We start from the raw sequence: 25069 nt of genomic DNA on the forward strand, positions 1-25069 counted from the left end.
TCACCGGACATGCTCCCACTCGGGCACCATCGCCTCCGCGGTATCGGCGATCTGGTCGCCCAGCGGCACGGCCGTGATGCCGTGGCGGGTTAACAGGGCCTCGTACGCGCGGCGGTCGCCGCTATATTCGTCGACCCGGTCCGACCCGATCGGTGCGCGCGTGATCTCACCGCCGAGCACATCCGCCACCGCCGCGCCGACCTGTGCGAGTTCGAGCGGCTCGCCGCCGGTGTCGAAGGCGTGAACGCCCGGTTCCGCGAGCAACAGCAGGACGACGAGCGACATCAGCTCCCGGATCGCGACATAGCCGCGGACGACGCGGTGCGGCGCGCGGACGGTGATCGGACGATCGGCGAGCGCATCGAGGATGAACGCCGCCATCGCATAAGCCTGATGCTTGTTCATGTACGGGCCGGTGACGTTGAAGATGCGAGCAACTACGGCGGTGCCACCGGTCGCGCGCGCCCAGGCAGCAAAGTCGCGTTCGTCGCGGCACTTCAGCAGACCGTAGAGGCGCATGTCCGCCCCCGCGCCCGGGTCGTCGGCAAAACGCGCGGCGCCGGACGACGCGACGAACACCCCCGTCGCGCCGATCGGTCCAAGCGCCTCCAGCACCAAGCCGCTAAGCGCCTCGTTCGCCGCCGCATAGTCGCCTGCGGCGATGTCGGCGACCCGGTCCTTGGTCAGGAACGCGAGATGCAGGACCAGCGTCGGAGCGGGCGGCAAACTTCCGATCTCGGCTAGCGGCCGTTGATCGATCGTCGTGCCGTCGCGCAGCGTCAGCGTGCGGGCCGACGCGCCGAGCGCGTGGACGCGATCGGCGAAGCTCTCGCCCAGCGCGAACCGAAGCAATTCCAGCGTCGCCAGCCCCAGCCAGCCGCCAGCCCCCGTCACGACGATGCGCCGGCCACTCGCGGAGAGCGCATCGGCGGCGGCGGGCGTCAGCCGCTGGCGGGCGCGGACCCCCGCCCGCCAGTCGCTCATATCGCCATCATCTCCGCCAGTTCTTCGCGTGGCAAGAACGGAGCCATGTCCTCCAGCGGCGACGTGACCATCGTGCCGTCGTCCAACCGGCGCGAGGACAGCCGCGGCGCGAAGCCCTGACGCTTGTCGATCATGACTTCGCACAGATGCGGCCCCTCGCCGGCCAGCGCTGCGCGGATCGCGGAGGGCAGGTCGGTGTGGTTGTCGACGCCGGATGCCGGAATGCCGAAACCGCCCGACAGCCGCTGGAAGTTGGGGAAGGTCACGCCGCTGTCGGGGCCGCAGCCGACGATGTTGGTCGGGAAGTAGCTCTGCTGTGCCTGACGGATAGAATGATAGCCGTCGTTGTTCAGGAGGAAGATCTTGATCGGCATCTGCGCGCCGACGATCGTCTGCAATTCCTGAAGGTTCATCATGATGCTACCGTCGCCGGCCAGACAGACGACGCGCTTAGCCCCCGACGCGTAGAACGCGCCGATCGCAGCAGGCAGATCGTACCCCATCGAGGCGCAGCCGGAATTGGTGTAGAGGCGCTGTCCCTTCTTGAGCACCGCCGCCTGGAAGATCGTGACGCACGCCGTGCCATCACCGGTCACGACGATGTCGCCCTCCTCCAGTTCCGCGAACAGCGCTTCGCCGAAGACGTACGGGTTGATCGGCGATTCCTGCGTGCGGTACTCCTCGAGCACGACGGGGTAGCGCTCGGTCCGCGTCCGGCTGCGTGCGAGGAAGCCGGCGCGGGCGGCCCGATTGTCGGTGGCCGGCGCCGTCGCGGTTGCGGCCGCGGCGAAGAAGTCGCGCAGATCGGCGTGGATCGGGCGATCGATCGACAGCGTCGGCTTGGCGAGCTCCGCCGCATCGACCTCGACCATCGCCACCTTCGCATCGCGGGCGAAGCTCTGCCAGTTGAAGCTGACCTGGCGGATGTTGAGGCGCGATCCGAGGATCAGGACGTAATCGGCCGTCTGAATCGCGAAATTGCCACCGCGGTTGCCCAGCGATCCGGGCCGCCCGACGTAGAGCGGATGATCGTCGGGCACGGTGTCGTGCGCGTTCCAGCCGGTGACGACGGGCACGCCGATCCGCTCCACGAACTTCAGGAATGGCGCGTGTTGCCCCGACAGCCGCACGCCCGCACCGGCGAGCACCACCGGCCGCTCGGCGGCGTACAGCTCGTCCAGCATCGCCGACACTTCGGCGTCAAGCGCGTGTCCGGTAAGCAGCCCCTGCTCGGCGGCGGTATTCGTCGCCTCGCCGTGGTGATCGTCGGCGGCGGGGTCGTAGCCCTCCAGCAAGGCCGGATCGACCAGCGCGCCCTGCACGTCGCCGGGAATGTCGATCCAGACCGGGCCGGGCCGGCCGCGCACAGCGAGGTGCAGCGCCTTCTCCACGACCTTGCGGACGTCGGTCGGCTGATCCAGCACCACGGCGTATTTGGTGATGCCGGCCGCCATGCGGACAATGTCGACCTCCTGATCGCCCAGCTGACGCAGGCGCGGGTCGATGAACGGTGCGTAGGTCTCGCGCTTCACCTGCCCGGACACGACCACCATCGGGATCGAATCGACATAGGCGCCGTAGACGCCGTTCAGCGCGTTGACGCCGCCGGGACCGGTGGTGACATTGACCAGCGCCGGCCGCCCCAGCAACCGGCCATAGCTTTCCGCCGCGATCGCGGAGGCCTGCTCATGATGCAGGAACAGGCAGCGCAGACCGGGATGCAGGCCGAACGCGTCGTTCAGGTGCATCGAGCCGCCGCCGGTCAGGACGAAGGCATCGGTGATGCCGAAATCGGCCAGCGCGTTGGCGATATAGTCGGCAACCCGGATCATGCCGCGCTCGCGACCCGCGCACCCGCGACGAAGCGGCGGATCATGTCGACCTGGAACGCGATGTGATCCTCGGTCAGGCCGGGATAGAGGCCGATCCAGAAGGTGTGATGGGTGACGAGGTCGGCGTTGGTCAGCTCCCCGACCACGCGATACTCACGGTGGCGCATATAGGGCTGGCGTAACAGGTTGCCGCCGAACAACAGGCGTGTGCCGATCCGGTTCGCATCCAGCCACTGGGTCAGCTCGTCACGCAGCAGACCCGATTCCGGCCGTATCGTGATCGGATAACCGAACCAGGACGGGTCGCTGTTCGGCGTCGCCTCTGGTAGGATCAGCACGTCTTCCAGCGGCTTCAGCGCCTCCGTCAGCAGGGCGAAGTTGCGGCGACGCGCGGCGACGAACTCGTCCACGCGATCGAGTTGCGCGACCCCGACCGCCGCCTGCATGTCGGTGATCTTCAGATTATAGCCGGCGTGGCTGTACGTGTATTTGTGGTCGTAGCCGGTTGGCAGGCTGCCCAGCTTGCGCGCGAACCGCTTGCCGCAGGTATTGTCCATGCCCGGCGCGCACCAGCAGTCGCGACCCCAATCGCGCATCGATTCGATGACGCGCTTCAGCCGCGGCTTGTCGGTGAACACCGCCCCGCCCTCGCCCATCGTGATGTGGTGGGCGGGATAGAAGCTCAGCGTGCCGATATCGCCGAACGTGCCGACATGCTGGCCGTTATACGTGGCACCCAGCGCGTCGCACGTGTCCTCTACCACGAACAGACCGTACTTCTCCGCCACCCGCATCACCTCAGCGATGTCGAACGGGTTGCCCAGCGTATGCGCGATCATGATCGCGCGCGTCCTGTCGGACACCGCCGCCTCGATCATCTCGGGCTTCACATTGTAGGTCGGGATGTCGACATCGACGAACACCGGCACCAGCCCGTATTGCAGCGACGGATTGACCGTCGTCGGGAAACCGGTGGCGACGGTGATGACCTCGTCGCCCGGCTTCAGTGCTTCACCGCGCAGATAATGCGAAGTCAGCGTCGACAGCGCCAGCAGGTTCGCGGACGAGCCGGAATTGGTCGTCAGCGCATGCTTCACGCCCAGCCGCGCCGCCAGCTTGCGCTCGAACTCGTCGTTGAAGCGACCGGTAGTCAGCCAAAAATCGAGCGAGCTGTCGACCAGCGACCGCATGTCCGCCTCGCCGTAGACCTTACCCGACACCGGCACCGGGCTCTGACCTGCGACGAACGGCTTTGGCGCGTGGAAGGACCGGGCATATTGCCCGACCAGATCGAGGATCAGCCCGCGGAGCTGCGGCTCGTCGCAATCCTGCGCCATCTTCATCAAGGTATCGGGATCGGTGGCGAGATCGCTGGCGGCGGGCAGGGTCATGACGGCTCCGGTATGCGGATGATGCCGTCTCCTATGCGAAATAGATGGTTAACGCGACGTTCACGCCAAGGTGTCTCGCATCGCATTGTCGAACGGTACGAACGCCTCGCGCGCCGCGATCTTCCTCGCGAGGTCTGGATTGGCGATGAACGCCCGGCCCCAGGTGACGGCGTCGAGCAGTCCGGACTCCACCTCCGCCTCCGCCTCTTCGATCGACAGCGACGCACCGCCGATCAGCACGCCTTTCCATAGCGGCCTGATCTTGCGCACCGCGGGGCCGGACGTATCGGCATAGACCGACCCCGCGCCGCTCACGTCCAGCGCGACGAGGCCCAGCCTGCGCAGTTCCGGCAGCAAATAGGCGAGCATGGCGTCGATGTCGGGCCACTCGTAGAGCCCGCCCATCGTCCGCGACGGGCTGATCCGCGCGATCACCTTGTCCGCAGGTACGGCGGCGAGCACCGCCTCCACCAGTTCCAGCACGAAGCGGCAGCGGTTCTCGACCGAGCCGCCATAGCGGTCGGTGCGATCGTTGACGCGCGCATCGAGGAACTGGTCGGCGAGATAACCGTGCCCCGTGTGCAGTTCGACCGCATCGAACCCGACATCGATCGCGCGACGCGCGGCATCGGCGAAATAGCCGTAGATCGTCGGCATCTCGTCCGCGTCGAGCGCGCGGGGTACGCCATAAGGTTTGTCGTTCTGCCGGTTGACGCCCTCCGCGGCGCGATCGGTGCTGCTGACCGGGGCGTCGCCGGTGAAGTCGGAATGGCTGATCCGGCCCATATGCCAAAGCTGACAGGCGATCTTCGCCCCGCCCTCATGCACGCCATCGACGACCTTGCGCCAGCTTTCGGCATGCGCGTCGGTGGCGATATAGGGCGCGTCCTTCCAGCCGTCGCCGCTCCGATGGATGATCGTGCCCTCGGTCAGGATCAGGCCGACGCCGCCATCCGCGCGGCGCTTGTAATAGTCGCGCATCGCGTCGGTCGCATGCCGGCCCTCGCCCGCGAAGCTGCGGCTCATCGCCGACATGACGGTGCGGTTGCGCAAGGTGATGAAGCCGGGCCGCTCCAGCGGGTCGAGAAGACGGGTCATCGGGCAGGCTCCAGCCGGTAACGATCGAAGAACGGATGCGACAGATAGGCGTGCAGCGTCGCGCGCCAGTCGCGTTGCAAATTGCGCCCCTCCGCCTCCAGCCGCGCGCAACTGAGTACGGCGCGATCGGGGCGACGGCCGAGCTCGTTGCCCGATACGGCCGTGGCGGCGACGGTGACGACTTCCAGCCGGTCCGACCAGCCGAGCGCGCGGACGATCTCCGCCGCGATCTGCGCGAAGGTCGCCTCGCCGCGGCACGCCATCTGGTAGCTGCCCGATGCGCCCGCCGCGACCAGCGCCAGCGTGTTGAAGGCGAGATCGTTGGTCCAGGTCGGCTGCCAGGCGCGATCGCCCACCTCGAACCGCGTCTCGCCCCGGTCGATCGCCGCACGCATGACGGGGATGATGCGGCCGACGAAGTTCTTGTCCGCCTCCTCGCCCCCGAAAAAGCCGGCCATGCGCAGGATCGTCGCGTCGGGGATCGCGGCCGTGACCTCCCGCTCCGCTTCCAGCTTCAGTTCGCCGTAAAACGACAGCGGACGCGGCGGCTCGTCCTCCGGGATGGGGTTGGCCGCGCCGTCGTAGGTCAGGAAGGATTGCGGATACACGAACCGCGCGCCCACTCGCTTCGCCAGCGCGACGGCGTTGCGAGTGCCGGTCACGATCGTCTCCCGCGCCGCCTCCGGTTCGCGCGCGCAGCCCTCGACATCGACGCGCGCGGCGCAGTGGATGATCCAGCCGCTCGCGATCCGGTCGGCCCAGCGATCGAGCGCGGCGGGATCGCGGACATCGAGCTCGTCCCGGCCCGGCGCATGTACCGTCAGTGCCGGGAAGCGTCCCGCCTCGAGCGCCAACGCACGGCCGAGCATCCCCCGGCCGCCGGTTACCAGTACAGCGATCGTCATGCGGTCTCCGCGAAGCCGGTTTCGTAGGGGCGCAGCACGTCCATCGCCTGCTGCCACGCAAGCTCGGACGATGCGGCCACCAGCCCGATATTGCCGTCGTCGATCCGGTAGGGCGTTCCGTCCCAGCGGGTCACGAGTCCGCCCGCCTCCGTCAGGAACAGCGCGCCGGCGGCGTGGTCCCAAGGCAGCGTGCGCTGGAACAACGCGATGTCGTAAGTCCCGTCGACGAGCCTCGGATAATGTTCGGCGGCGCAGAACGGGATCGGCTGGACATCGTACACCGGCCCGGCGCGGGCGATCACCTTGTTGCTCGCGGCATCGGTCATGAAGCGCGTCGCCAACGTCGCCACCCGGCGTTCGCGCGTGTCGCTGGACGCGCGGATCGGTGTGCCGTCCACGAACGCGCCGCCACCCGCGATCGCGTGGCAGACCCGGCCCGAGACGGGATCGTACAGCCAGCCGGCAACGGTCGATCCATCCTCGACCAGCGCGACGATGATGCCGAACGGCTCGCGACCGGCGGCGAAGTTGGCAGTGCCGTCGATTGGATCGATGATCCAGATGCGGCCGCGGCCGAGATCGTTCATCAGCGAAGGATCGGCGGCGCAGGCCTCCTCGCCGACGATGCGCACGCCGGGATCGATCGTCGCCAATCCCTCGAACAGCCGGACTTCGGCTTCGCGGTCGGCGACGGTGACGAGCTCGCCGCGTGACTTCTCGACGATCTCATCGGCGGCGAGGTTGCGGAACCGGGGCATGACGACGGTTTCGCCGACGCGCGCCAGCAACGCCGCCACCGGCTGATGAAGGTCATGCATCAGGACTGATCCCCTTCGGCTGTGCCGATGCGGGCACGCTGCGTCGGTGTCCGGTCGCCTCAGGCGGCCCGGACGAACGGCATAACCGCGGGGGCATCGGCACGCACGCGCTTTTCCATCATCGCGATGCGCGCCTGATCCTCGGACGCGATCCGCTGATAATGGTCGCGCTTGTTTCGGAGCCATTCCAGCTCGAACTCGACGGCATTGGCAATGCCGGCCTCGATCGACGCCAGCGCCGCGGCTTCGCCCTCGAAGATGACCTTCCGCGTTTCGAACCGGTCGAGGCGGATCGCCTGGATCTCGCGCAGCGCCGGCACTGCGTCGGCGGACACCGATCCGCCGACCACCAGCTCCAGATCATGCTCGCAACAGGCATGCGCGACAATCAGTACGGCATCGGTGATCGAGCGATCGTTGATCGCGGTCCGCGCCATGCCGCGGGACAGCGTGAAGTCGACGCGGCCGAACACGACGCCGGTGCCGCTCGCCTTGGCGATAGGCAGCATCGCATCGAGGTTTTGCAGCGTCGTTTCGGTTTCGAGATTGAACAGGAAGCGCGTGTCGTCGGCATCGCCATAGACCTTCGTGCGCGCCTCGACGAACTTGCTCAACGCATAGGGCGTCTCGACCATCGGTGCGATGATGTAGTCGATGCCGTACAGCCGCGACGCGAGCAGGTCGGACACCGCTTCGCACCCGCCGATCTTCAGCGCGACGTCGACATCGGCACGGCGGGCCAGTTCCAGCAGGCGCAGCAATTCGTCGGGACGCGTCCCCTCCGCCTCGAACTCCGCCTTCACGGCGACGACACCATACTGGTCACGACCGCGCTTCAGGCAATCGAGCATCTTGCGTTCAGACTGGTTCATCGTCGTTCCCCGTTCCCGGCTGCGATCCATCGCCGAACCCCCGCTCTGGCGAACGCGACCGGCCAATCATGAAGTAAGTCGTAAGCTCCGAGTCGCTACCGAATGGTTAATGCGCGTTTGCATTTGGCAGCACGGCCGAAACCGGCGAATGATCTGCCGGATAATCATGGTTCGGGGAGGCGAAGATCACGCGCATGTCGATGAAACTGGTCCTGCCCGCCCCTGCCCGCCCCCTGCTGGAGCCGCATCTGCCGGCCGGCGCGACGACCTCGTGGTTTGCCACCGTCGAAGAGGCCAAGGCTGGCATCGCGGACTCCGAAATCGCCTGGGTCGACCTGCAACCCAGCCACCTCGTCGCCGAAGTGCTCGCGGCAGGCGGTCCGTCGCTGCGCTGGGTGTCGACGATCTATGCCGGGCTCGACGCATTTCCGCTGCCGATGCTGCGCGAGCGCGGCGTGACGGTGACGAACGGCAGCGGCATCAACGCGGTCACCGTCGCGGAATATGCCGTGATGATGGTGCTCGCCGCGGCGAAACGCTTCGATACGGTCGTCCGGCTGTACGACGCGCGCGAATGGCCCTGGGACGCGCCCGGCAAGCTGGAACTGGACGGCAGCCGGGCGCTGGTCGTCGGCTATGGCACGATCGGGCGGCTGATCGGCACGCGGCTGGCGGCGTTCGGGGTGGAGGTGACGGGGGTCACCCGCTCGGGTCGCGACGGCACGCTGGCCGCCGACGCGTGGAAGCCGCGGGTCGGCGAATACGACTGGATCGTCCTCGCCGCGCCGTCCACCGGATCGACGCGCGCCCTGATCGGCGAGGCGGAGTTGGCGGCGATGAAGCCGGGTGCGTGGATCGTGAATATCGCGCGCGGCGACATGATCGATCAGGATGCATTGATCGCTGCCTTGACCGGGGGATCGATCGCCGGCGCGATGCTCGACCCGACCGACCCGGAACCGCTGCCCAAGGATCATCCGCTCTGGTCCACGCCCAATACGCTGGTGACGATGCACCTGTCCGGGCGCAGCCAGACGACGATGTTCCAGCGCGGCGCGGCGCTGTTCTGCGACAATCTGCGCGCCTATCTGGCCGGCGGGCCGATGCGCAACGTCGTCGATCTCGACGCAGGCTATTGAGGAAACGGAAGCTATTTCCGGGCGTTTGGCGATCATGGACAGGATATCGGGGATGATCGCGCAACCGCTCGTCGTGGAGCACGACACGGATATGGCCGGCATGGTCGCCGGCGACATCACGGTGCGGTCGGGCAGATTGTTACGGCTCGGCGGCATGGTTCGCGGCGATATCATCCTGGAGCCAGGCGCGCGGCTGGAGATGTCGGGCATCGTGTCGGGCCGCGTCATCCGCCGCTGAGCTTCGGTTAACTATCGCGCGGCCAAGCCACGCTTTCGGGCGGCTGCGGAAAGGGTCCAAACGATTTGCGCAGGCGGCACCGATGGCGCATGGGCGAGTGACATCGTCATCGTGCAAGGACTCGTTATGGCCGCCAACTGGGCCCCCGAAAGCTGGAACGCCGCCGACGCGCGCCAGATGCCCGACTATCCGGATGCCGCCGCGCTGAAGTCCGCCACCGACACGCTCGCCACCTATCCACCACTCGTCTTTGCCGGCGAAGCGCGCAGTCTGACCGCCGAGCTGGCGGAGGTTTCGGCCGGGCGCGGCTTCCTGCTTCAGGGCGGCGATTGTGCGGAGAGCTTCGCCGAGCATAGCGCGAACAACATCCGCGATACGTTCCGCGTCATCCTGCAGATGGCGGTCGTGCTGACCTGGGCTTCGAAGCTGCCGGTCGTGAAGGTCGGCCGCATGGCGGGCCAGTTCGCCAAGCCCCGCTCGACCGCGACCGAGACGATCGACGGCGTCGAACTGCCCAGCTACCGCGGCGACAACATCAACGACATTGCTTTCACGCCCGAAGCGCGCATCCCCGACCCGCAGCGCCTGATCCGCGCTTATGCGCAGGGCGCGGCGACGCTGAACCTGCTGCGCGCCTTCGCGCAGGGCGGCTACGCGAACCTGCATCAGGTGCATCGCTGGACGCACGATTTCATGGGCCGCAGCCCGTGGGCCAAGAAATACACCGAAACCGCCGACCGCATCGGTGAGGCGCTGGAGTTCATGGCGGCTTGCGGGATCGACCCGGAAACGGTGCCGCAACTGGCGCAGACGCATTTCTACACCAGCCACGAAGCGCTGCTGCTGCCGTTCGAGCAGGCGATGACGCGGCAGGATTCGTTGACCGGCGACTGGTACGACACCTCCGCCCACTTCCTGTGGATCGGCGACCGCACCCGGTTCGAGGGCTCGGCGCATGTCGAGTTCCTGCGCGGCATCGGCAACCCGATCGGCATCAAGTGCGGCCCCTCGTTGGAGCCCGACGATCTGTTGCGGATGCTGGACACGCTCAACCCGGGCCGCGTGCCCGGCCGCATGACGCTCATCACCCGATACGGGTACGACAAGATCGAGGCCGGGCTGCCGCGCCTCGTCCGCGCCGTCACCCGCGAGGGACATCCGGTGGTCTGGAGCTGCGATCCGATGCACGGCAACACCGTGAAGGCGGTGACCGGCTACAAGACTCGCCCGTTCGACCGCATCCTCGCCGAAGTGCGCGGATTCTTCGCCGTCCACCGCGCCGAAGGCACCCATGCCGGCGGCATCCATGCCGAGATGACGGGCCAGAACGTCACCGAATGCACCGGCGGTGCCGTCGACGTGACCGAGCAATCGCTGGCCGACCGCTACCACACTCACTGCGACCCGCGCCTGAATGCAGGCCAGAGCCTGGAGCTGGCGTTCCTGCTGGCGGAAATGCTCAACGCGGAAATGGCGGAGCGCCGGAAGGTAGCTGCCTGAGCTGATGGGGGCGGCGCCGGCGAGCGGGGTACCTGGGAAATGCGTGGGACCCGCGTGATCGCGCTTGACGTCCGCCGTCCCCTTCCATAAACGCGCCGCTCCACCGGACGGCCCCTTCGTCTAGCGGTTAGGACGTCGCCCTCTCACGGCGAAAACACGAGTTCGATTCTCGTAGGGGTCACCAGCGGCGGCTTTCCGCGCGCTCCGGCCTGTTCAAAACACGCGGCAATGCGCCGGCTTGCCGATCCTATTTCGACAGAAACAGGATCAGGCCGATGATCGCCACCCAAAAGCCCGCGCCGAGCAGCAATGCGCCGCCCAACCCGAAATATAACGGATAGCCGCGCTCCTTCGGCGGCGGATCGGTGTTCACTGCCCTCTCCTCCCCCGGCGCGGCGCTTGGGCGATCCTAGTCTCGCCGCGCAACATGTGTAAACAATCCGTTACTAACCAAATTGTCCCATAGCGGGCTGCCGGAAAGAGCGTATCGGACACTGTGGTTGCGTCGCCTACCGCGTCGCCGCGATAGGATCATGCAGAATGTCGCGCTTTCTCAAATATCCCGATCTCGACGCCGCACGCGCGCTCGATGCCGTCGACCCGCTGGCATCGATGCGCGCTCGGTTCGCGCTGCCCGAGGGCGTGACCTATCTCGACGGCAATTCGCTCGGTGCGCTGCCGCGAACCACGGCTGCGCGGCTGAAGGAGGTCGTGGAGCGTGAATGGGGCCGCGACCTGATCGGCAGCTGGAACAGCGCCGACTGGATCGGCGCGGCGCGGCGGGTCGGCGGCCGGATTGCACCGCTGATCGGGGCGGAGGCGAACGAAGTTCTGGTGACCGATTCGACCTCGGTCAACCTCTACAAGCTGCTGGTCGCGGCGGTGAAGGCGTCGCCCGGACGGACCACGATCCTGTCGGAGCCCGGTAATTTTCCGACCGACCTGTATGTCGCCGACGGCGCGGCGTGGAGCGTCGGGGCGCAGGTGCGGACGCTGCCGGTCGAGGATATCGTCGCGGCGATCGACGACGATGTCGCGGTCGTGATGCTGACCCACGTCCACTACAAGACCAGCGCGATGCTCGACATGGCCGGGATCACCGCCGCCGCACAGGCGAAGGGCGCGCTGGTGCTGTGGGACCTGAGCCACAGCGTCGGTGCGGTGCCGATCGACCTGAACGGCTGCAACGCCGATCTCGCGGTGGGGTGCGGATACAAGTATCTGAACGGTGGACCAGGCGCCCCGGCCTTCCTGTACGTGGCCGAACGGCATCAGGCGCGGCTGCGATCGCCACTGTCGGGCTGGATGGGCCACGCTGCGCCTTTCGCCTTCGACGACGGCTATGCGCCGGCCACCGATATCGCCCGCTTCCTGTGCGGCACGCCGCCGATATTGGGCTTGGCCGCGCTGGAAGAAGGTGTGAAGCTGTTCGAGGAGGTCGCGTTCGACGCTCTGGTCGCGAAGTCGCGGTCGTTGTCCTCGCTGTTCGTGACCCTGATGGACGAATTGTGCGGAGAGTATGGGTTCACGCTGGCGAGCCCGCGCGATCCGGCGGCGCGTGGCAGCCACGTGTCCTACGGACATCCGGAGGCATATGCGATCTGTCAGGCATTGATCGCGCGCGCCGTGGTCGGCGACTTCCGGGCGCCCGACATACTCCGGCTCGGCTTCACACCGCTGTACACCAGCCACGAGGAGGTCTGGCGCGCGGTCGATACGCTGGCGGCAGTGATGCGCGAGCGCGCGTGGGACCGCGCGGAGTATCGCGAGCGGGCGGCGGTGACCTGAGCGTGGTACGCGACGTGTCGGTAGCGTCTTCAGCCGCACTGGCCGTCTGGGCCATCTGCCTGATCGCAACCGTCGGCGTCATCGTGCGCCCGTTCCGACTCCCGGAGGCGGTATGGGCGGTCGCCGGCGCGGCGGTGCTGGTCGGCACGGGGCTGATCTCCCCGACGCTCGCCCTTGCCGCAGTGATGAAGGGCGCAGACGTCTACCTGTTCCTGATCGGCATGATGCTGCTGTCGGAAACCGCCCGGCAGGCGGGGCTGTTCGACTGGGTCGCCGTGCAGGCCGTACGACACGCCAACGGTTCTTCGACGCGGCTGTTCGCTTTGGTGTTCGCGGTCGGTGTACTGGTCACGACCTTCCTGTCCAACGATGCCACTGCGGTGGTGCTGACCCCCGCCGTCTATGCGGCAGCGCGGCGGGCCAAAGCGGACCCGCTGCCGATGCTGTTCGCCTGTGCGCTCGTCGCCAACGCCGCCAGCTTCGTGCTCCCGATCTCCAACCCCGCCAATCTGGTGCTGTACGGCGGCCATATGCCCCCGCTCGGCGTATGGCTGGCATCGTTCGCGCTACCCTCGGCGCTGGCGATCTTGGCAACCTTCCTGGCATTGCGCTGGATCGAGCGGGAGCGGCTGGCGATGCCTTGTGAAAGCAACGTCGAGCCGCTTCTCCTGTCGCGCGGCGGTGCGCTCGCGCTGGCTGGCATTGTCGCGACGGCGGCGGTGCTGGTGACGGCGTCGGCGCTGGACCGGGAGTTGGGCCTGCCCACATGCCTCGCCGGGATCGTAACGACCGCGCTGGTGTGCGTCGGCAGTCGGCGGTCGCCGCTTCCGATCGCTCGCGACGTATCGTGGTCGGTGCTGCCGCTCGTCGCAGGGCTGTTCGTGCTGGTCGAGGGGCTGGATCGCACCGGCGTGGTCGCGGCGCTGGCCGGCCATCTCCGCACCTATTCCGCCGCGTCGCCCACCGAAGCAGCCGCGGTATCCGGCGCGGTTCTCGCGTTTGCATCCAACCTGACCAACAACCTGCCCGCCGGCCTGATCGCCGCCAGCACGATCGCGCAGGCGCAGCCGCCGCGGATCGTCGTCGACGCGCTGTTGATCGGCGTCGACCTCGGTCCGAACCTGTCGATCACCGGTTCGCTCGCCACGATCCTGTGGCTCGCGGCGATCCGGCGCGAGGGGGAGGATGTCGGCTTCCTGCGCTTCCTGAAGGTCGGGTTGGTGGCGATGCCACCGGCCCTGTTCCTCGCGATCGGGGCGCGGCTGATGCTCGGTTAGCGTCCCACTGCGTAATAGGTGAAGCCGGCCTCCTCGACCATGTCGCGCGGATAGACGTTGCGCAGGTCGACGATCACCGGCTCGGTCAGCAGCGACTTGACGCGGCGGAGATCGAGCGCGCGGAATGCGTCCCACTCGGTCACGATCGCCAGCGCGTCCGCACCCTCCATCGTCTGGTACGCGCCCTCGCAATAGACGACGGTGTCGAGCACCTGCTTCGCCTGCTCCATCCCCTCGGGATCATAGGCGCGCACGGTCGCACCTGCGTCCTGCAATGTCTGGATCACCGCGATTGCCGGGCTGTCGCGCATGTCGTCGGTGTTGGGCTTGAACGTCAGGCCGAGCACCGCAACCGTCTTGCCGCGCACGTCGCCGCCCATTGCCGCGATGACCTTGCGGCCCATCGCGCGCTTGCGATGGTCGTTGACCGCCGCGACCGTCTCGACGATCCGCTGCGGCGCCTCGAAATCGTCGGCGGTCTTCAGCAGCGCCAATGTATCCTTGGGGAAGCACGATCCGCCATAGCCCGGACCCGCATGCAGGAACTTGTCGCCGATCCGCTTGTCCAACCCGATGCCGCGCGCCACGTCCTGTACGTCGGCGCCGACCTTCTCGCACAGGTCGGCGATCTCGTTGATGAAGGTGATCTTGGTCGCCAGGAACGCGTTGCCGGCATATTTGGTCAGTTCCGCCGCGCGCCGGCTCATCTCCACGATTGGCGACTTGTTCAGGTACAACGGCCGATAGACCTGCCGCAGCACCGCCAGCGCGCGCGGATCGTCCGAGCCGATGACGATGCGGTCGGGCCGCTTGAAGTCGTCGATCGCCGCGCCCTCGCGCAGGAACTCCGGGTTAGAGGTGACGGCGAAATCCGCCTCCGGGTTCGCTTCGCGAATGATCCGCTCGACCTCGTCGCCGGTACCAACGGGCACGGTGGACTTGTCGACGATGACGGTGAAGCCGGTCAGCGAGCGGCCGATCTCCTCCGCCGCCGCATAGACGTAGGACAGGTCGGCATGGCCATCGCCGCGGCGCGACGGCGTGCCGACCGCGATGAACACCGCCTCCGCATCCCGCACGCCCTCCGGCAGGTCGGTGGTGAAGCGCAGGCGCCCCGCGGCGACGTTGCGCGCGACCAGTTCCTCCAGACCCGGCTCGAAAATCGGCATCACACCCTGCAATAGCAGGTCGATCTTGCCCTGATCCTTGTCGACGCAGCAAACGTCATGGCCGAAATCGGCGAAACAGGCACCGGAGACGAGGCCCACATAGCCGGAACCGATCATCGTGATGCGCATGAAAACCCCTTGTGCATTCGCGCACTACGACCCTCCGGGATGTCGCACGCGGTCGTCGTTACCGACGCGCTCCTACCCAGCGCCAGTCGCGAACGCCAGCCTGCCGAACCGCCGGCCTTCGTCGAATGACACGATGCCGACACGAATTCGGCTCGCCCCGCCGACAGCTTTGCTTCATCCTCACGGGCTAGAGCCGCCACTCCAATAATCCGTTGACGGGACCCCGTGCCGATTTTCGATCATCCTTTCGCCGCGCTGTTCGTCCTCGCCCCCCTCACCTTCGCCGTGGCGACGCTGGTCGGCAGCGCACTCGCCCGCGCGGGCTTTCCGTTGCAGGATGCGAGTCGGCGGATCGGGCATATCGACGGTTTGCGCGGCTATCTCGCATTGGCGGTGTTGATCCATCACTTCGTGATCTGGACCAACGTCACACGGCTGGACCGGCCCTGGGGCGCGCCGGTCGAAAACGTGCTGAACCAGCTGGGTCCCGGCGCTGTGGCGCTGTTCTTCATGACCACGGGATTCGTCTTCTACCCGCGTGTACTGACCGGCTGGCGCGGCAATCGCTGGGTGGCCGTCTATATCGGTCGCGTGTTCCGCATCGTGCCGCTGGTGGCGGTGTCGGTTGCGATCATCGCGGCGATCGTCCACTGGCGCACCGGCGCAATGCCGGGCGTGCGCGACGTCAGGGCAGCAGCGCTGTGGATATCGAGCTGGTCGCAGCCGGCGTTGCTTGGCGACCCGCTGGCTTCGCGGCTCAACGCTCATGTGCTGTGGTCGTTGTGGTACGAGTGGTTCTTCTACCTGCTCGTGCTCCCCGCCTGCGCCTTCGGCATGGACATCGTCCGCGGGCGATTGCCGAGCTGGATCGTGCCGGCGGCGCTGCTGGTCGTGACATTGGCGGCCCGGGCATTTCACCTGCCCCGCAACGTGCAAGTCTATGTACCCCTGTTCGCGGTCGGCATGCTCGCGTTCGAGGTAAGCCGGCACGAGCGATTCGCCGCCCGGCTTCGCGGTGCTGGTGCGGCGGTTCTGTCCGTCGCCGTCCTCGCCGCCGCCATGCTGCTGTTCCACGAACCGTTCGGCATCGTGCCGATGGCCGGTTTCGCGCTGTTCTTCACGGCGGTGGCATGCGGCAATCCAATCGGCGGCATGCTCGCGACCCGCGGCGCGCTGGTCCTCGGCGAGTGCTCCTACGGGCTGTATCTCCTGCACGGGATCGTGCTGGCGCTGACCTTTGTCGAGGGGCGCGGCGCGATCGATGCGCTGCCGGTCGCATGGCTCGGCATACTGCTGCCGCTGCTCGCCATCGTCGCGGTGCTCGTGACGGCCACGACGTATCTTGCGATCGAGCGCCCCGGCATCCGCGCGGGCAAGCGGCTGGCGGGCTGGTGGACGGGTCGCCGCCGCCCCGCCGTCAGCGCTCCGGAACTGGAAGTCGCGCCCTGATACGAGCTTATCGCCGTCGTAACGAACGACTGCTAGCGGCAGTCGTTCGGTTGACAGGGTTTCGCTGCACCGCGCAATAGGCGTGGGAGCTGGCAGGTATGCCGTGTCGCGTGAGGGAGCAAACGCTTGAAGATCGCCATTTTCGGCCTCGGCTATGTAGGATGCACCGCCGCTGCGTGCATCGGATCGCAGGGACACCGCGTCGTCGGCGTCGATGTCAGCGCCGCCAAGGTCGACGCGATCGGCAACGGACGCTCCCCGATTGCCGAGCCGAAAGTGGACGAGATGCTGAAGGCGATCCATGCCGACGGTCGCCTTTCCGCAACCGTATCGATCGGTGCGGAACTGGACGACACGGACATCGCGATCGTCTGCGTCGGCACGCCCAGCGGCCCCGACGGCTCGCACAACATGAGCTATATCGCGCAGGTGACGCGCCAGATCGCCGCCGCGGTGAAGCCCGATCGCACGTCACCGCTGACCGTCGCCTATCGCTCGACGATGCGGCCGGGTTCGATCGACCAGATCATCGTCCCGATCTTCCGCTCGTTCCTCGGCGACGCGGCCGACCGGGTGGTGGATCTGGTCTACAATCCCGAGTTCCTGCGCGAAGCCACCGCTGTGGACGATTATTTCCATCCACCGAAAATCGTGCTCGGCACCCGCGACGGCGGCCCATGCGCAGCGATGGATGCGCTTCACGCCGGTATCGAAGCGCCGGTCTTCCACGTTCCCTTCCGTGAAGCGGAGATCACCAAGTTCGTCGACAATAGCTGGCACGCGGTGAAGGTCGCGTTCGCCAACGAGGTCGGCCGCGTCTGCCAGTCGCTCGATATCTCGGCGCGTCAGGTCCACCAGATCTTCGTGTCGGACACGAAGCTGAACATCTCGCCTTATTACACGCGGCCGGGCGGCGCGTTCGGCGGATCGTGCCTGCCGAAAGACGTTCGCGCCTTGCAGCACATCGCTGCCGATGTCGGCGCCAACACGCACCTGGTCGATTCGCTGATCCGCACCAACGAGGCGCACAAGCATTACCAGTTCACGCGCTTGATCCGCGACCTGTCGCCCGGCGCCCGCGTGCTGATCGTCGGACTCGCGTTCAAGGCGGACACCGACGACCTGCGCGAAAGCCCGGCGGTGGACATCGCGCGCAAGCTGCTCGACGCCGGATATCAGGTGCAGGTCTACGATCCCGCACTGACGCCGGAACAGTTGGTCGGTCAGAATCTCGGCTACGCCTATGCCTATCTGCCGACCATCGACACGCTGCTGGTCGATCGGGCCGCAGCCGAATCGGGAGAGTACGACCTGATCGTCTCCACCAACCGACTGATCGACTCGCTGTCACTCAGCAGCGGCGCACCCGTCGTGGACGTGAGTGCGATCCCGTGAACCACGACTTCCCCACGCACATCGAGGGGCAGCCGCTCGCCGGCAAGCGCATCCTCATCATCGTCGAGAATCTGCCGCTGCCGTTCGACCGCCGTGTCTGGCAGGAGGCGCGGACGCTGAAGGCGGCAGGCGCGACGGTGTCCGTCATCTGCCCGACCGGAAAGGGATACGAGGCGCGGTACGAGTTGCTCGATGGCGTACACATCCATCGCCACCCGCTGCCGCCCGACGGCCACGGGCCGATCGGCTTCCTGCGCGAATACAGCGCAGCGCTGTTCTGGGAAACGGTAATCGCGTGGAAGATATTCTTCACGCGCGGGATCGACGCGATCCAGGGTTGCAATCCGCCCGACCTGATCTTCCTCGTCGCGCTGCCGTTCAAGCTGTTCGGTGTACGCTTCGTGTTCGACCACCACGACATCAATCCGGAACTGTACGAGGCGAAATTCGGCAAACGCGGCTTCTTCTGGAAGCTGATGGTGCTGTTCGAGAAGCTGACGTTCAGGACCGCGCGCGTGTCGATCGCGACCAACAACAGCTATCGCCAGATCGCGCTGGAACGCGGCGGCATGAAGGCGGAGGACGTGTTCGTCGTTCGATCCGGTCCCGACCTGTCCAAACTGAAGCAGGTTGCCCCGGTCGATCGCTGGAAGAACGGTCGCCGTTATCTCGTCGGCTATGTCGGCGTGATGGGCGAGCAGGAGGGCATCGATCTGCTCATCGACTCGGTCCAGCATCTCGTCGGCCCGATGGGACGGCAGGACATCCAGTTCTGCCTCGTCGGCGGCGGCACCAGCCTCGCCGGGCTTCAGGCGGATGTCGCTGCGCGCGGCCTCTCGGATTACATCACCTTCACCGGCCGCGCGCCGGACCAGACATTGTTCGAGGTGCTGTCGACCGCCGACATCGGGGTGAACCCGGATCGGGTGAACCCGATGAACGACAAGTCCACGATGAACAAGATCATGGAATACATGGCCTTAGGCAAGCCGATGGTCCAGTTCAACGTTACTGAGGGGCGTTTCAGTGCACAGGACGCGTCGCTCTACGCGAAGGCGAACGATCCCGTCGATCTGGCGGAGAAGATCGCCGGTCTGCTCGACGATCCGGACGCACGTGCGGCGATGGGTGACTTCGGTCGCACCCGCGTCGAGCGCGAACTGAGCTGGACGCATCAGGTCGACCCGCTGATCGCCTTGCCGCTCCGGATCGTCGGGAGCCTGATTGTCGCACACGACGAGGCCCTTGCCCTGGATCCTGATCCACGCACGGATCAGGCCGAAGGGGAAGTTCAGCATGCGAGATCCCGTCACCGATCGGACGACGTTGTTCGTCACCGTCGCGCCGTCCACGTCCTGAAGGACGATCCCATTCCACGCCGACACGACCATCGTGTTGTCGCGAACGGTCAGCCGCCGGAAACGACCGCCAAGTGGATTGCGGAAGAAGATTCCCTGCATGTAGCCGGTGCCGACGTTCCCCGTGACGGTGATGTCGTCCGTGCGCTGAGCCCCGGGCGTGCTCCACCCCTGAACGCAGTCGGGGTGGTCACCGTCGACCAGCAGCGCTCCGTTCGACGCGTAGATCGGCATGATCGGCCGGAAATTCCGGCAGACGTTGTTCTGGATCATGACTTGGCTGGCCATCGTCACGTTGACGCCGTCGGAGCGTACGCCGTCGAACACGTTCTGGTCGACACGGACGCTTGTGCTGCGACTAATCGTCAGACCGATGCGCGGACCGGTCACCCGCATTCCCGTCACGCGCACGTTCCGCGCGGAATCGACCGCTACGCCATAAGCCTGCGAAGAAGGCCCGACGATCCTGCCTCCCCTGATCTCGACCCCGGACGTATTGCGGATCGTCAATTGCGTGAACGTGGCGCGGCTGGAGTCTACGATCAGCGTAGGCGTGAAACGCCGTCTCGGCATCGTGACTTTACCGTAGTCGCCCGGCATCAACGTCAACGTCTCGCCATTTTGCAGCGCAGCAAAAGCGTCTGCAAGCGTTGCGGGTGTCGCAGTGCGCGCCTCGGCAGGCGTTGTTGATATCAGACCGGCCGCTATGGACGCACACGCCCCCATGAACCGGTGCGTCACTATGCGCACACGTCACTCCCTTGATCTACATTTTGTATAACAGGGGCTCTGACATGGGTTTCGGTACAGGCGCAAACTTAGTCACCCGAGTTTCGGAACGTCTCGTCGCCTTTGTCGTGCGGCATCGGAAACGACCCTATGGTGCGTTTTAACCTCTCCGAATGGATCACCCGTCTATTCCCTCCGAACCCGCCTGCCGCCGCCGATTGCTTCCCGCATCGCACAATGTTAGCAGCCGGCAACCAGATGAAGGGGTCTATTTTCGTGAGCGACGACATCCTCTCCCGTGTTCAGTCGATCATGGCCGACACCTTCGACGACGACGACCTGACGGTCACCGCCGATACGACTGCCGCCGACGTGGAGGACTGGGACTCGCTCAGCCACATCCGCCTCGTTGTCGCCATTGAGCGCGAGTTCGGCATCAAATTCTCGAATGCCGAGATCGAGGGGTTGCAGAATGTCGGCGACCTTGTTCGTGCGATCGAAGCGAAGCAGGGCGCCTGAGGGACGGTCGCCGTGCTGTCAGACCTGGCGTGGCTGCCCCCCGCCCCCGCATCGATCCGTGACGATTTCAAAGCGTTGAAGGCTGCCGCCACTACACCGGACGCCGCCTTCTCAGATGCACTGACCCGTGTGTCGCTGCACCGGCTCGACGAAGGACAGCTTGCGAAGCTGGCCGGCATCGTCGGCCGCGTTGCGGGTGATCTGTCGCCGTTCTCGCGCGTGAAGCTGGGGCTGCTCGGTGACGGCACGCTGTCGTTGCTGGCTTCGGCGATCGTCGGTTCCGGCGTGCGTCACGGCTTGCTGATCGACGTGGTCGAGGGGGGTTACGGCAGTGCGGTGCAGGACGCCGCCGATCCGTCGAGCGCGCTGCGTGCGGCCGGTTTGGACATGGCGCTGCTCGCGCTCGATCATCGCCTCGCCGGGCTGGACCGCGCGATGCCGACCGCGGCGGACGCGGCGGCGCAGGTCGACGCGGCGTTCGGACGGATCCGGATGATCGTCGACGGAATGCGCGCGGATCTGAAAGGCCCGGTCCTCGTCCAGACGCTGTCGACCCCCGTCGAGCCGCTGTTCGGCAGTTTCGATCGCGTCGAGCCCGGCTCGGTTTTTGCGATGGTCGAAGCCCTCAACCGCCGGCTGGCGGAATGGGCGCGCGAGGGGGGGATCGTCCTCGTCGACACTGCGCGGCTTGCCGCGTCGGTCGGGCATGAGCGTTGGGACGATCCGCGCCACTGGCATGCATCGAAGCTCGGCTTCTCGCCGGACATGATCCCCGTCTACGCTGACGTCGTCGCGCGCACGATCGGCGCGATCCGCGGCAAGGCGAAGAAGGCGCTGGTCCTCGATCTCGACAACACATTGTGGGGCGGGATCATCGGCGACGACGGTCTGGACGGTATTGCGCTTGGTCAGGGTAATGCCACGGGCGAGGCGTTTCTGGCGATCCAGCGGCTCGCGCTCGAATTGCGCGCCCGCGGCGTCGTGCTGGCGGTGTGTTCCAAGAACGAGGATGATGCCGCCCGTCTTCCCTTCCGCGAGCATCCCGACATGCTGTTGCGCGAGGAGCATATCGCCGTCTTCCAGGCGAACTGGACCGACAAGGCATCGAACCTGAAGGCGATCGCCGAGACGCTGAACATCGGCGTCGACGCACTCGTGTTCCTCGACGACAATCCCGCCGAACGCGCGCAGGTCCGCCGCGAACTGCCGCTGGTCGGCGTGCCCGAGCTGCCTGCCGATCCCGCGCTGTATCCGCGCATGCTGGCGGCAGCGGGCTATTTCGACACGGTCGCGCTGTCCGAGGAGGATCGGCTGCGCGCCGACCAGTACCAGGCGAACGCGCAGCGCGCGCAGATGCAGGCTGGGGCGTCCGACATGGATTCCTACCTCGCATCGCTGGCCATGACCTGCACGATCCGTCCGGTCGACTCCATCAGCCGCCCGCGGGTCGCGCAACTCATCAACAAGTCCAACCAGTTCAACCTCACGACACGTCGCTACACCGAAGCCGAAGTCGCTGCCGCCGAGGCGGACCCGCAGCGTCATGCGGTACAAATCCGCCTCGTCGACCGGTTCGGAGACAACGGCATCATCTCCGTCCTGATCGCCGACAAGGGCGATGCGGACTGGACGATCGACACGTGGCTGATGAGTTGCCGCGTGCTCGGCCGCCGTGTGCAGGAGGCGGCACTCGCCCACCTCGTCGCAGCGGCAGGCACGGAGGGCGCAGAGCGCCTCATCGGCCATTTTGTGCCGTCACCGAAGAACCGCATGGTCGAGGATCATTACGCGAAGCTGGGCTTCACCGCCGATGGCGATCTTCCGGACGGCGGCACGCGCTGGGTGCTCGATCTCGCCGACTATACACCGCCGGTCCTGCCGATGCAGGTCGATGATCTTTTCCGCACCGAGGAGCGCCAGGCCGCATGACCGACAGCCCCTATGCCCATTACCCGAACATCGCCCGGCTGGTCGACGCGGTGGTCGATGTCTGGCCCGATCACGGCACCTATCTGGAGAAGAGCTTCGGCGCGCGCACCGACTCGCTGCTCGACACCAGCGACAAGATGGCGGCGGCGGTGCTGGAACTGGCGGCGGACGACGTGCGCGGCACGGCGGAGGATTATCGCTGGCTTTGCGACCGGATTCGCGAGGAGGAACTGAACTTCGCACGCACCGACGCCTATCGCTTCTCGACCTTTGAGGAGACGAACGCGCACGTCTATTCCGACGACGAGTTCATGAAGCGGTACATGAACGGCCTGCTGTTCAGCCATGTCCTGTGGTTCATGCACGCATCGTCGCTGCACTTCTTCGCGCAACGCCTCGCCGCGCGGGTGAAGGCCGGTGGCAAGGTACTGGAGGTCGGCTCGGGCCACGGGCTGCTGCTGTTCCTGTGCCTGCGCGACCTGAAGATGCGCGAAGCCGTTGCATGGGATCTGTCGCCCGTGTCGCTGGAGCATACCAAGGCCGCCCTCGCGCGGCTGGGTGCCGAGGGGCGCGCGCGCTTCGCGGTGCAGGACATGCATCAGGCGGAGGCGACTGGCGAGCAGTTCGACCTCGTCATTCTCAGCCACCTGCTCGAACATCTCGACGATCCCATTCCGGCATTGACGACCGTCAAGAAGCTGCTGAGCAAGGACGGCGTGCTGTTCGTCAACGTGCCGCTCAACGCGCCGATGCCGGATCACCTGCAATTGCTGCGCGATCCGTCGGAAGCCGAGAAGATGCTGGTCGATGGCGGCTTCCGCGTGCTGGAGATCGCGAGCCACACGACGCAGGCGATGCCGCTGGGCAAGGCGTTGAAGCGCAAGGCCGCGGTCACCTGCTCGATCATCGCCGAACCGGCCTGAGAGACCTGCCGAATGACGCGCAAGACAGCCGTATCCATCGTCGATGTTCGGGTTCGATAGCGCGGCATGCTGTTCAACTCGCTTGTCTTTATCTTCTTGTTCCTGCCGGTGGTCGTCGCCGGCTATTGGGCGCTCGCGGCAACGGGGCGGCATCGTCCGCGCCTGATCTGGCTCGCCGCCGCCAGCCTGTTCTTCTACGGCTACTGGGCGCCGCGCTACATCCTGCTGCTCGTCTTCTCGATGACGGTCAATTACCTGCTCGCGGCGGCGATACAGCGCCTGCCGGAGGGCGCCGGGCGGCGACGGAATCTGCTGATCGGCGGCATCGTCTTCAACCTCGCGCTGTTGTTCTACTTCAAATATTTCAATTTCTTCATCGACAATCTGAACGCGGTCACGGGCGCCGGCATCACGATCGCCCGGATCGTCCTGCCGCTCGCCATCTCGTTCTTCACTTTCCAGAAGATCGCGCTGCTGTTCGACGTGTACCGCAAGAAAGTACGGCTCGGGCCGGTGACGGAATACGTCACCTTCGTGCTGTTCTTCCCGCAGCTGATCGCCGGACCGATCGTCCATTATTCGGAACTCGCGCCGCAGCTGGCGGATCGGCCGCGGCTGTCGGCGGCGTCGCGCAACATCCTGATCGGCCTCATCATTTTCGCGATCGGCCTGTTCAAAAAGACCGTGCTGGCCGACACCGCCGCGCTCTACGCCAGCCCCATCTTCGACGCCGCACGCGACGGTTCCGCGCCGGGCTTCGTCGCGGCCTGGACGGCGGCGTTCAGCTACACGCTCCAGATCTACTTCGACTTTTCCGGCTATTCCGACATGGCGATCGGGCTGGCGCGCATGTTCGGCGTGCTGCTGCCGCTCAACTTCCACAGCCCGCTACGCTCCGGAAACATGGCCGAGCTTTGGCGGCGCTGGCACATGACGCTATCGCGCTTCGTGCAGAGCTACATCTTCCAGCCGCTGTCGATGCCGCTCGCGCGCTACGCGTCCCAACGCTTCACCGCGCCCTACGCATTCCTGGCGGTATCCACGCTCGCCCCGACCTTCCTGTCGATGGTCATCATCGGCGTCTGGCACGGCGCGGGATGGAATTTTGTGATCTTCGGCGCGATGCACGGCATCTATGTCGCCACGTACAATGCGTGGGATTTCTACTGGAAGAAGAAGCGCAAGAAGAACCCGCAGCGTCCGTGGTCGAAGGCGGCCGCGCACATCGTCACGATCCTGTGCTTCGTCGCTGCCACCGTGCCGTTTCGCGCCGTGGACGTCCATGTCACCGGCCGCTTCTTCGGCGCGATGCTCGGGCTGAACGACGGTAGCATCCCGTGGTCGGCGCTGGTCCCGCTGGGTGCGGCAGGCGCGGTGGCGTCGCTCACGATCGGCTGGCTGATCGTCGCGCTGCTCCCGAACACGCAGCACTTCATGACCCGCATCGAGCCTGCACTGGAATGGGCGAAGTGGCGCAAGGTTGCCCCCGCCGTGATCCCGGCGGAGTGGAAGCCGACGATCGGCTGGGCGATCGTGTCGGGCGTGTTCCTGTTCGTCGGCGTCGCGTTCATCATGCGCGGCACCACCGAATTCATCTACTTCAACTTCTGATGGAGGAGGCACCCAT

General features: G+C 66.3%; 20 protein-coding genes, 1 tRNA gene and 2 pseudogenes. 13 read left to right on the forward strand and 10 right to left on the reverse strand.

Going from position 1 to position 25069, the window contains the following annotated elements; all coding sequences use genetic code 11:
- The 7 genes from ILT43_RS03465 to ILT43_RS03495 are packed head-to-tail and all read right to left on the reverse strand — an operon-like array spanning window position 1 to window position 7900.
- Window positions 1-984 carry an NAD-dependent epimerase/dehydratase family protein gene (locus ILT43_RS03465; protein WP_204194299.1) on the reverse strand — a complete coding sequence of 328 codons (984 nt, stop codon included), beginning with the start codon at window positions 982-984 and terminating at the stop codon, window positions 1-3.
- Window positions 981-2816 carry a thiamine pyrophosphate-binding protein gene (locus tag ILT43_RS03470; protein ID WP_204194301.1) on the reverse strand — a complete coding sequence of 612 codons (1836 nt, stop codon included), beginning with the start codon at window positions 2814-2816 and terminating at the stop codon, window positions 981-983. Before ILT43_RS03470 ends, ILT43_RS03465 begins: the two co-directional genes overlap by 4 nt.
- A complete protein-coding gene (rfbH, locus tag ILT43_RS03475) occupies window positions 2813-4207 on the reverse strand; it encodes a lipopolysaccharide biosynthesis protein RfbH (protein WP_239473860.1) in 1395 nt (464 codons plus the stop codon). Before rfbH ends, ILT43_RS03470 begins: the two co-directional genes overlap by 4 nt.
- A gap of 60 nt (window positions 4208-4267) precedes the next feature.
- Window positions 4268-5305 carry an oxidoreductase gene (locus ILT43_RS03480; RefSeq protein ID WP_204194303.1) on the reverse strand — a complete coding sequence of 346 codons (1038 nt, stop codon included), beginning with the start codon at window positions 5303-5305 and terminating at the stop codon, window positions 4268-4270.
- Window positions 5302-6210: an SDR family oxidoreductase gene (locus tag ILT43_RS03485; RefSeq protein ID WP_204194305.1), complete on the reverse strand. Its 909-nt coding sequence runs from the start codon at window positions 6208-6210 to the stop codon at window positions 5302-5304. Before ILT43_RS03485 ends, ILT43_RS03480 begins: the two co-directional genes overlap by 4 nt.
- Complete coding sequence (locus ILT43_RS03490) at window positions 6207-7031, reverse strand: inositol monophosphatase family protein (RefSeq protein WP_425530288.1); 825 nt, start codon at window positions 7029-7031, stop codon at window positions 6207-6209. The genes ILT43_RS03485 and ILT43_RS03490 overlap by 4 nt, the downstream gene beginning before the upstream one ends.
- A 56-nt stretch (window positions 7032-7087) precedes the next feature.
- Complete coding sequence (locus ILT43_RS03495) at window positions 7088-7900, reverse strand: aldolase/citrate lyase family protein (protein WP_239473861.1); 813 nt, start codon at window positions 7898-7900, stop codon at window positions 7088-7090.
- A gap of 200 nt (window positions 7901-8100) precedes the next feature.
- Between ILT43_RS03495 and ILT43_RS03500 the strand changes: the two genes are divergently transcribed.
- The 4 genes from ILT43_RS03500 to ILT43_RS03515 all read left to right on the forward strand — a co-directional run bounded on the left by ILT43_RS03500 (window position 8101) and on the right by ILT43_RS03515 (window position 10961).
- A complete protein-coding gene (locus ILT43_RS03500) occupies window positions 8101-9039 on the forward strand; it encodes a D-2-hydroxyacid dehydrogenase (protein ID WP_239474025.1) in 939 nt (312 codons plus the stop codon).
- Between the two features lie 52 nt (window positions 9040-9091).
- Complete coding sequence (locus ILT43_RS03505) at window positions 9092-9277, forward strand: hypothetical protein (RefSeq protein ID WP_204194316.1); 186 nt, start codon at window positions 9092-9094, stop codon at window positions 9275-9277.
- A 126-nt stretch (window positions 9278-9403) separates the two neighbouring features.
- Window positions 9404-10777: a class II 3-deoxy-7-phosphoheptulonate synthase gene (locus tag ILT43_RS03510; RefSeq protein WP_204194336.1), complete on the forward strand. Its 1374-nt coding sequence runs from the start codon at window positions 9404-9406 to the stop codon at window positions 10775-10777.
- A 109-nt stretch (window positions 10778-10886) separates the two neighbouring features.
- Window positions 10887-10961: transfer RNA gene (locus ILT43_RS03515), tRNA-Glu, on the forward strand.
- Window positions 10962-11024: 63 nt separating this feature from the next.
- On the opposite strand, the gene ILT43_RS19665 is transcribed toward ILT43_RS03515, so the two are convergent.
- Window positions 11025-11150: a hypothetical protein gene (locus ILT43_RS19665; RefSeq protein ID WP_275431403.1), complete on the reverse strand. Its 126-nt coding sequence runs from the start codon at window positions 11148-11150 to the stop codon at window positions 11025-11027.
- Window positions 11151-11317: 167 nt separating this feature from the next.
- Between ILT43_RS19665 and kynU the strand changes: the two genes are divergently transcribed.
- Together kynU and ILT43_RS03525 are read left to right on the forward strand one after the other, a co-directional pair.
- Window positions 11318-12565, forward strand: a complete 1248-nt coding sequence (gene kynU / locus ILT43_RS03520) for a kynureninase (protein ID WP_204194360.1) — start codon at window positions 11318-11320, stop codon at window positions 12563-12565.
- A 2-nt stretch (window positions 12566-12567) separates the two neighbouring features.
- Window positions 12568-13842 (forward strand): SLC13 family permease, encoded by a 1275-nt coding sequence (locus tag ILT43_RS03525; RefSeq protein ID WP_204194372.1) that lies wholly within the window; start codon window positions 12568-12570, stop codon window positions 13840-13842.
- Here ILT43_RS03525 and ILT43_RS03530 read toward each other — a convergent pair.
- Window positions 13839-15140 carry a UDP-glucose dehydrogenase family protein gene (locus ILT43_RS03530; RefSeq protein WP_204194373.1) on the reverse strand — a complete coding sequence of 434 codons (1302 nt, stop codon included), beginning with the start codon at window positions 15138-15140 and terminating at the stop codon, window positions 13839-13841. The genes ILT43_RS03525 and ILT43_RS03530 overlap by 4 nt on opposite strands.
- 225 nt (window positions 15141-15365) lie before the next feature.
- On the opposite strand from ILT43_RS03530, the gene ILT43_RS03535 reads away from it, so the two are divergent.
- From ILT43_RS03535 to ILT43_RS19840, 3 genes and pseudogenes are all read left to right on the forward strand, one after another.
- On the forward strand, window positions 15366-16589 hold the full coding sequence (locus ILT43_RS03535) for an acyltransferase family protein (RefSeq protein ID WP_204194374.1): 1224 nt from the start codon (window positions 15366-15368) through the stop codon (window positions 16587-16589).
- 126 nt (window positions 16590-16715) lie between these two features.
- A complete protein-coding gene (locus ILT43_RS03540) occupies window positions 16716-17984 on the forward strand; it encodes a nucleotide sugar dehydrogenase (RefSeq protein ID WP_204194375.1) in 1269 nt (422 codons plus the stop codon).
- A 569-nt stretch (window positions 17985-18553) separates the two neighbouring features.
- Window positions 18554-19165 (forward strand): annotated as a pseudogene (locus tag ILT43_RS19840) (glycosyltransferase); the annotation flags it as partial.
- A gap of 201 nt (window positions 19166-19366) precedes the next feature.
- Here ILT43_RS19840 and ILT43_RS19845 read toward each other — a convergent pair.
- Window positions 19367-20068, reverse strand: a pseudogene (locus ILT43_RS19845) (NosD domain-containing protein); the annotation flags it as partial.
- A gap of 153 nt (window positions 20069-20221) precedes the next feature.
- Between ILT43_RS19845 and ILT43_RS19425 the strand changes: the two are divergent.
- The 4 genes from ILT43_RS19425 (at window position 20222) to ILT43_RS03565 (ending at window position 25053) form a co-directional block, all read left to right on the forward strand.
- Window positions 20222-20590 (forward strand): acyl carrier protein, encoded by a 369-nt coding sequence (locus ILT43_RS19425; protein WP_239473863.1) that lies wholly within the window; start codon window positions 20222-20224, stop codon window positions 20588-20590.
- Between the two features lie 12 nt (window positions 20591-20602).
- The gene (locus ILT43_RS03555; RefSeq protein ID WP_204194763.1) at window positions 20603-22519 is read left to right on the forward strand and encodes an HAD-IIIC family phosphatase; all 1917 of its coding nucleotides are present in this window, start codon (window positions 20603-20605) and stop codon (window positions 22517-22519) included.
- Window positions 22516-23442, forward strand: a complete 927-nt coding sequence (locus ILT43_RS03560; protein WP_204194764.1) for a class I SAM-dependent methyltransferase — start codon at window positions 22516-22518, stop codon at window positions 23440-23442. The genes ILT43_RS03555 and ILT43_RS03560 overlap by 4 nt, the downstream gene beginning before the upstream one ends.
- Window positions 23443-23508: 66 nt before the next feature.
- Entirely contained in the window at window positions 23509-25053 is a 1545-nt protein-coding gene (locus ILT43_RS03565) for an MBOAT family O-acyltransferase (protein WP_204194765.1), read from the forward strand.
- Window positions 25054-25069: the final 16 nt, after the last annotated feature.

This window comes from Sphingomonas longa (assembly GCF_016892685.1).
Taxonomy (GTDB): domain Bacteria; phylum Pseudomonadota; class Alphaproteobacteria; order Sphingomonadales; family Sphingomonadaceae; genus Sphingomonas; species Sphingomonas longa.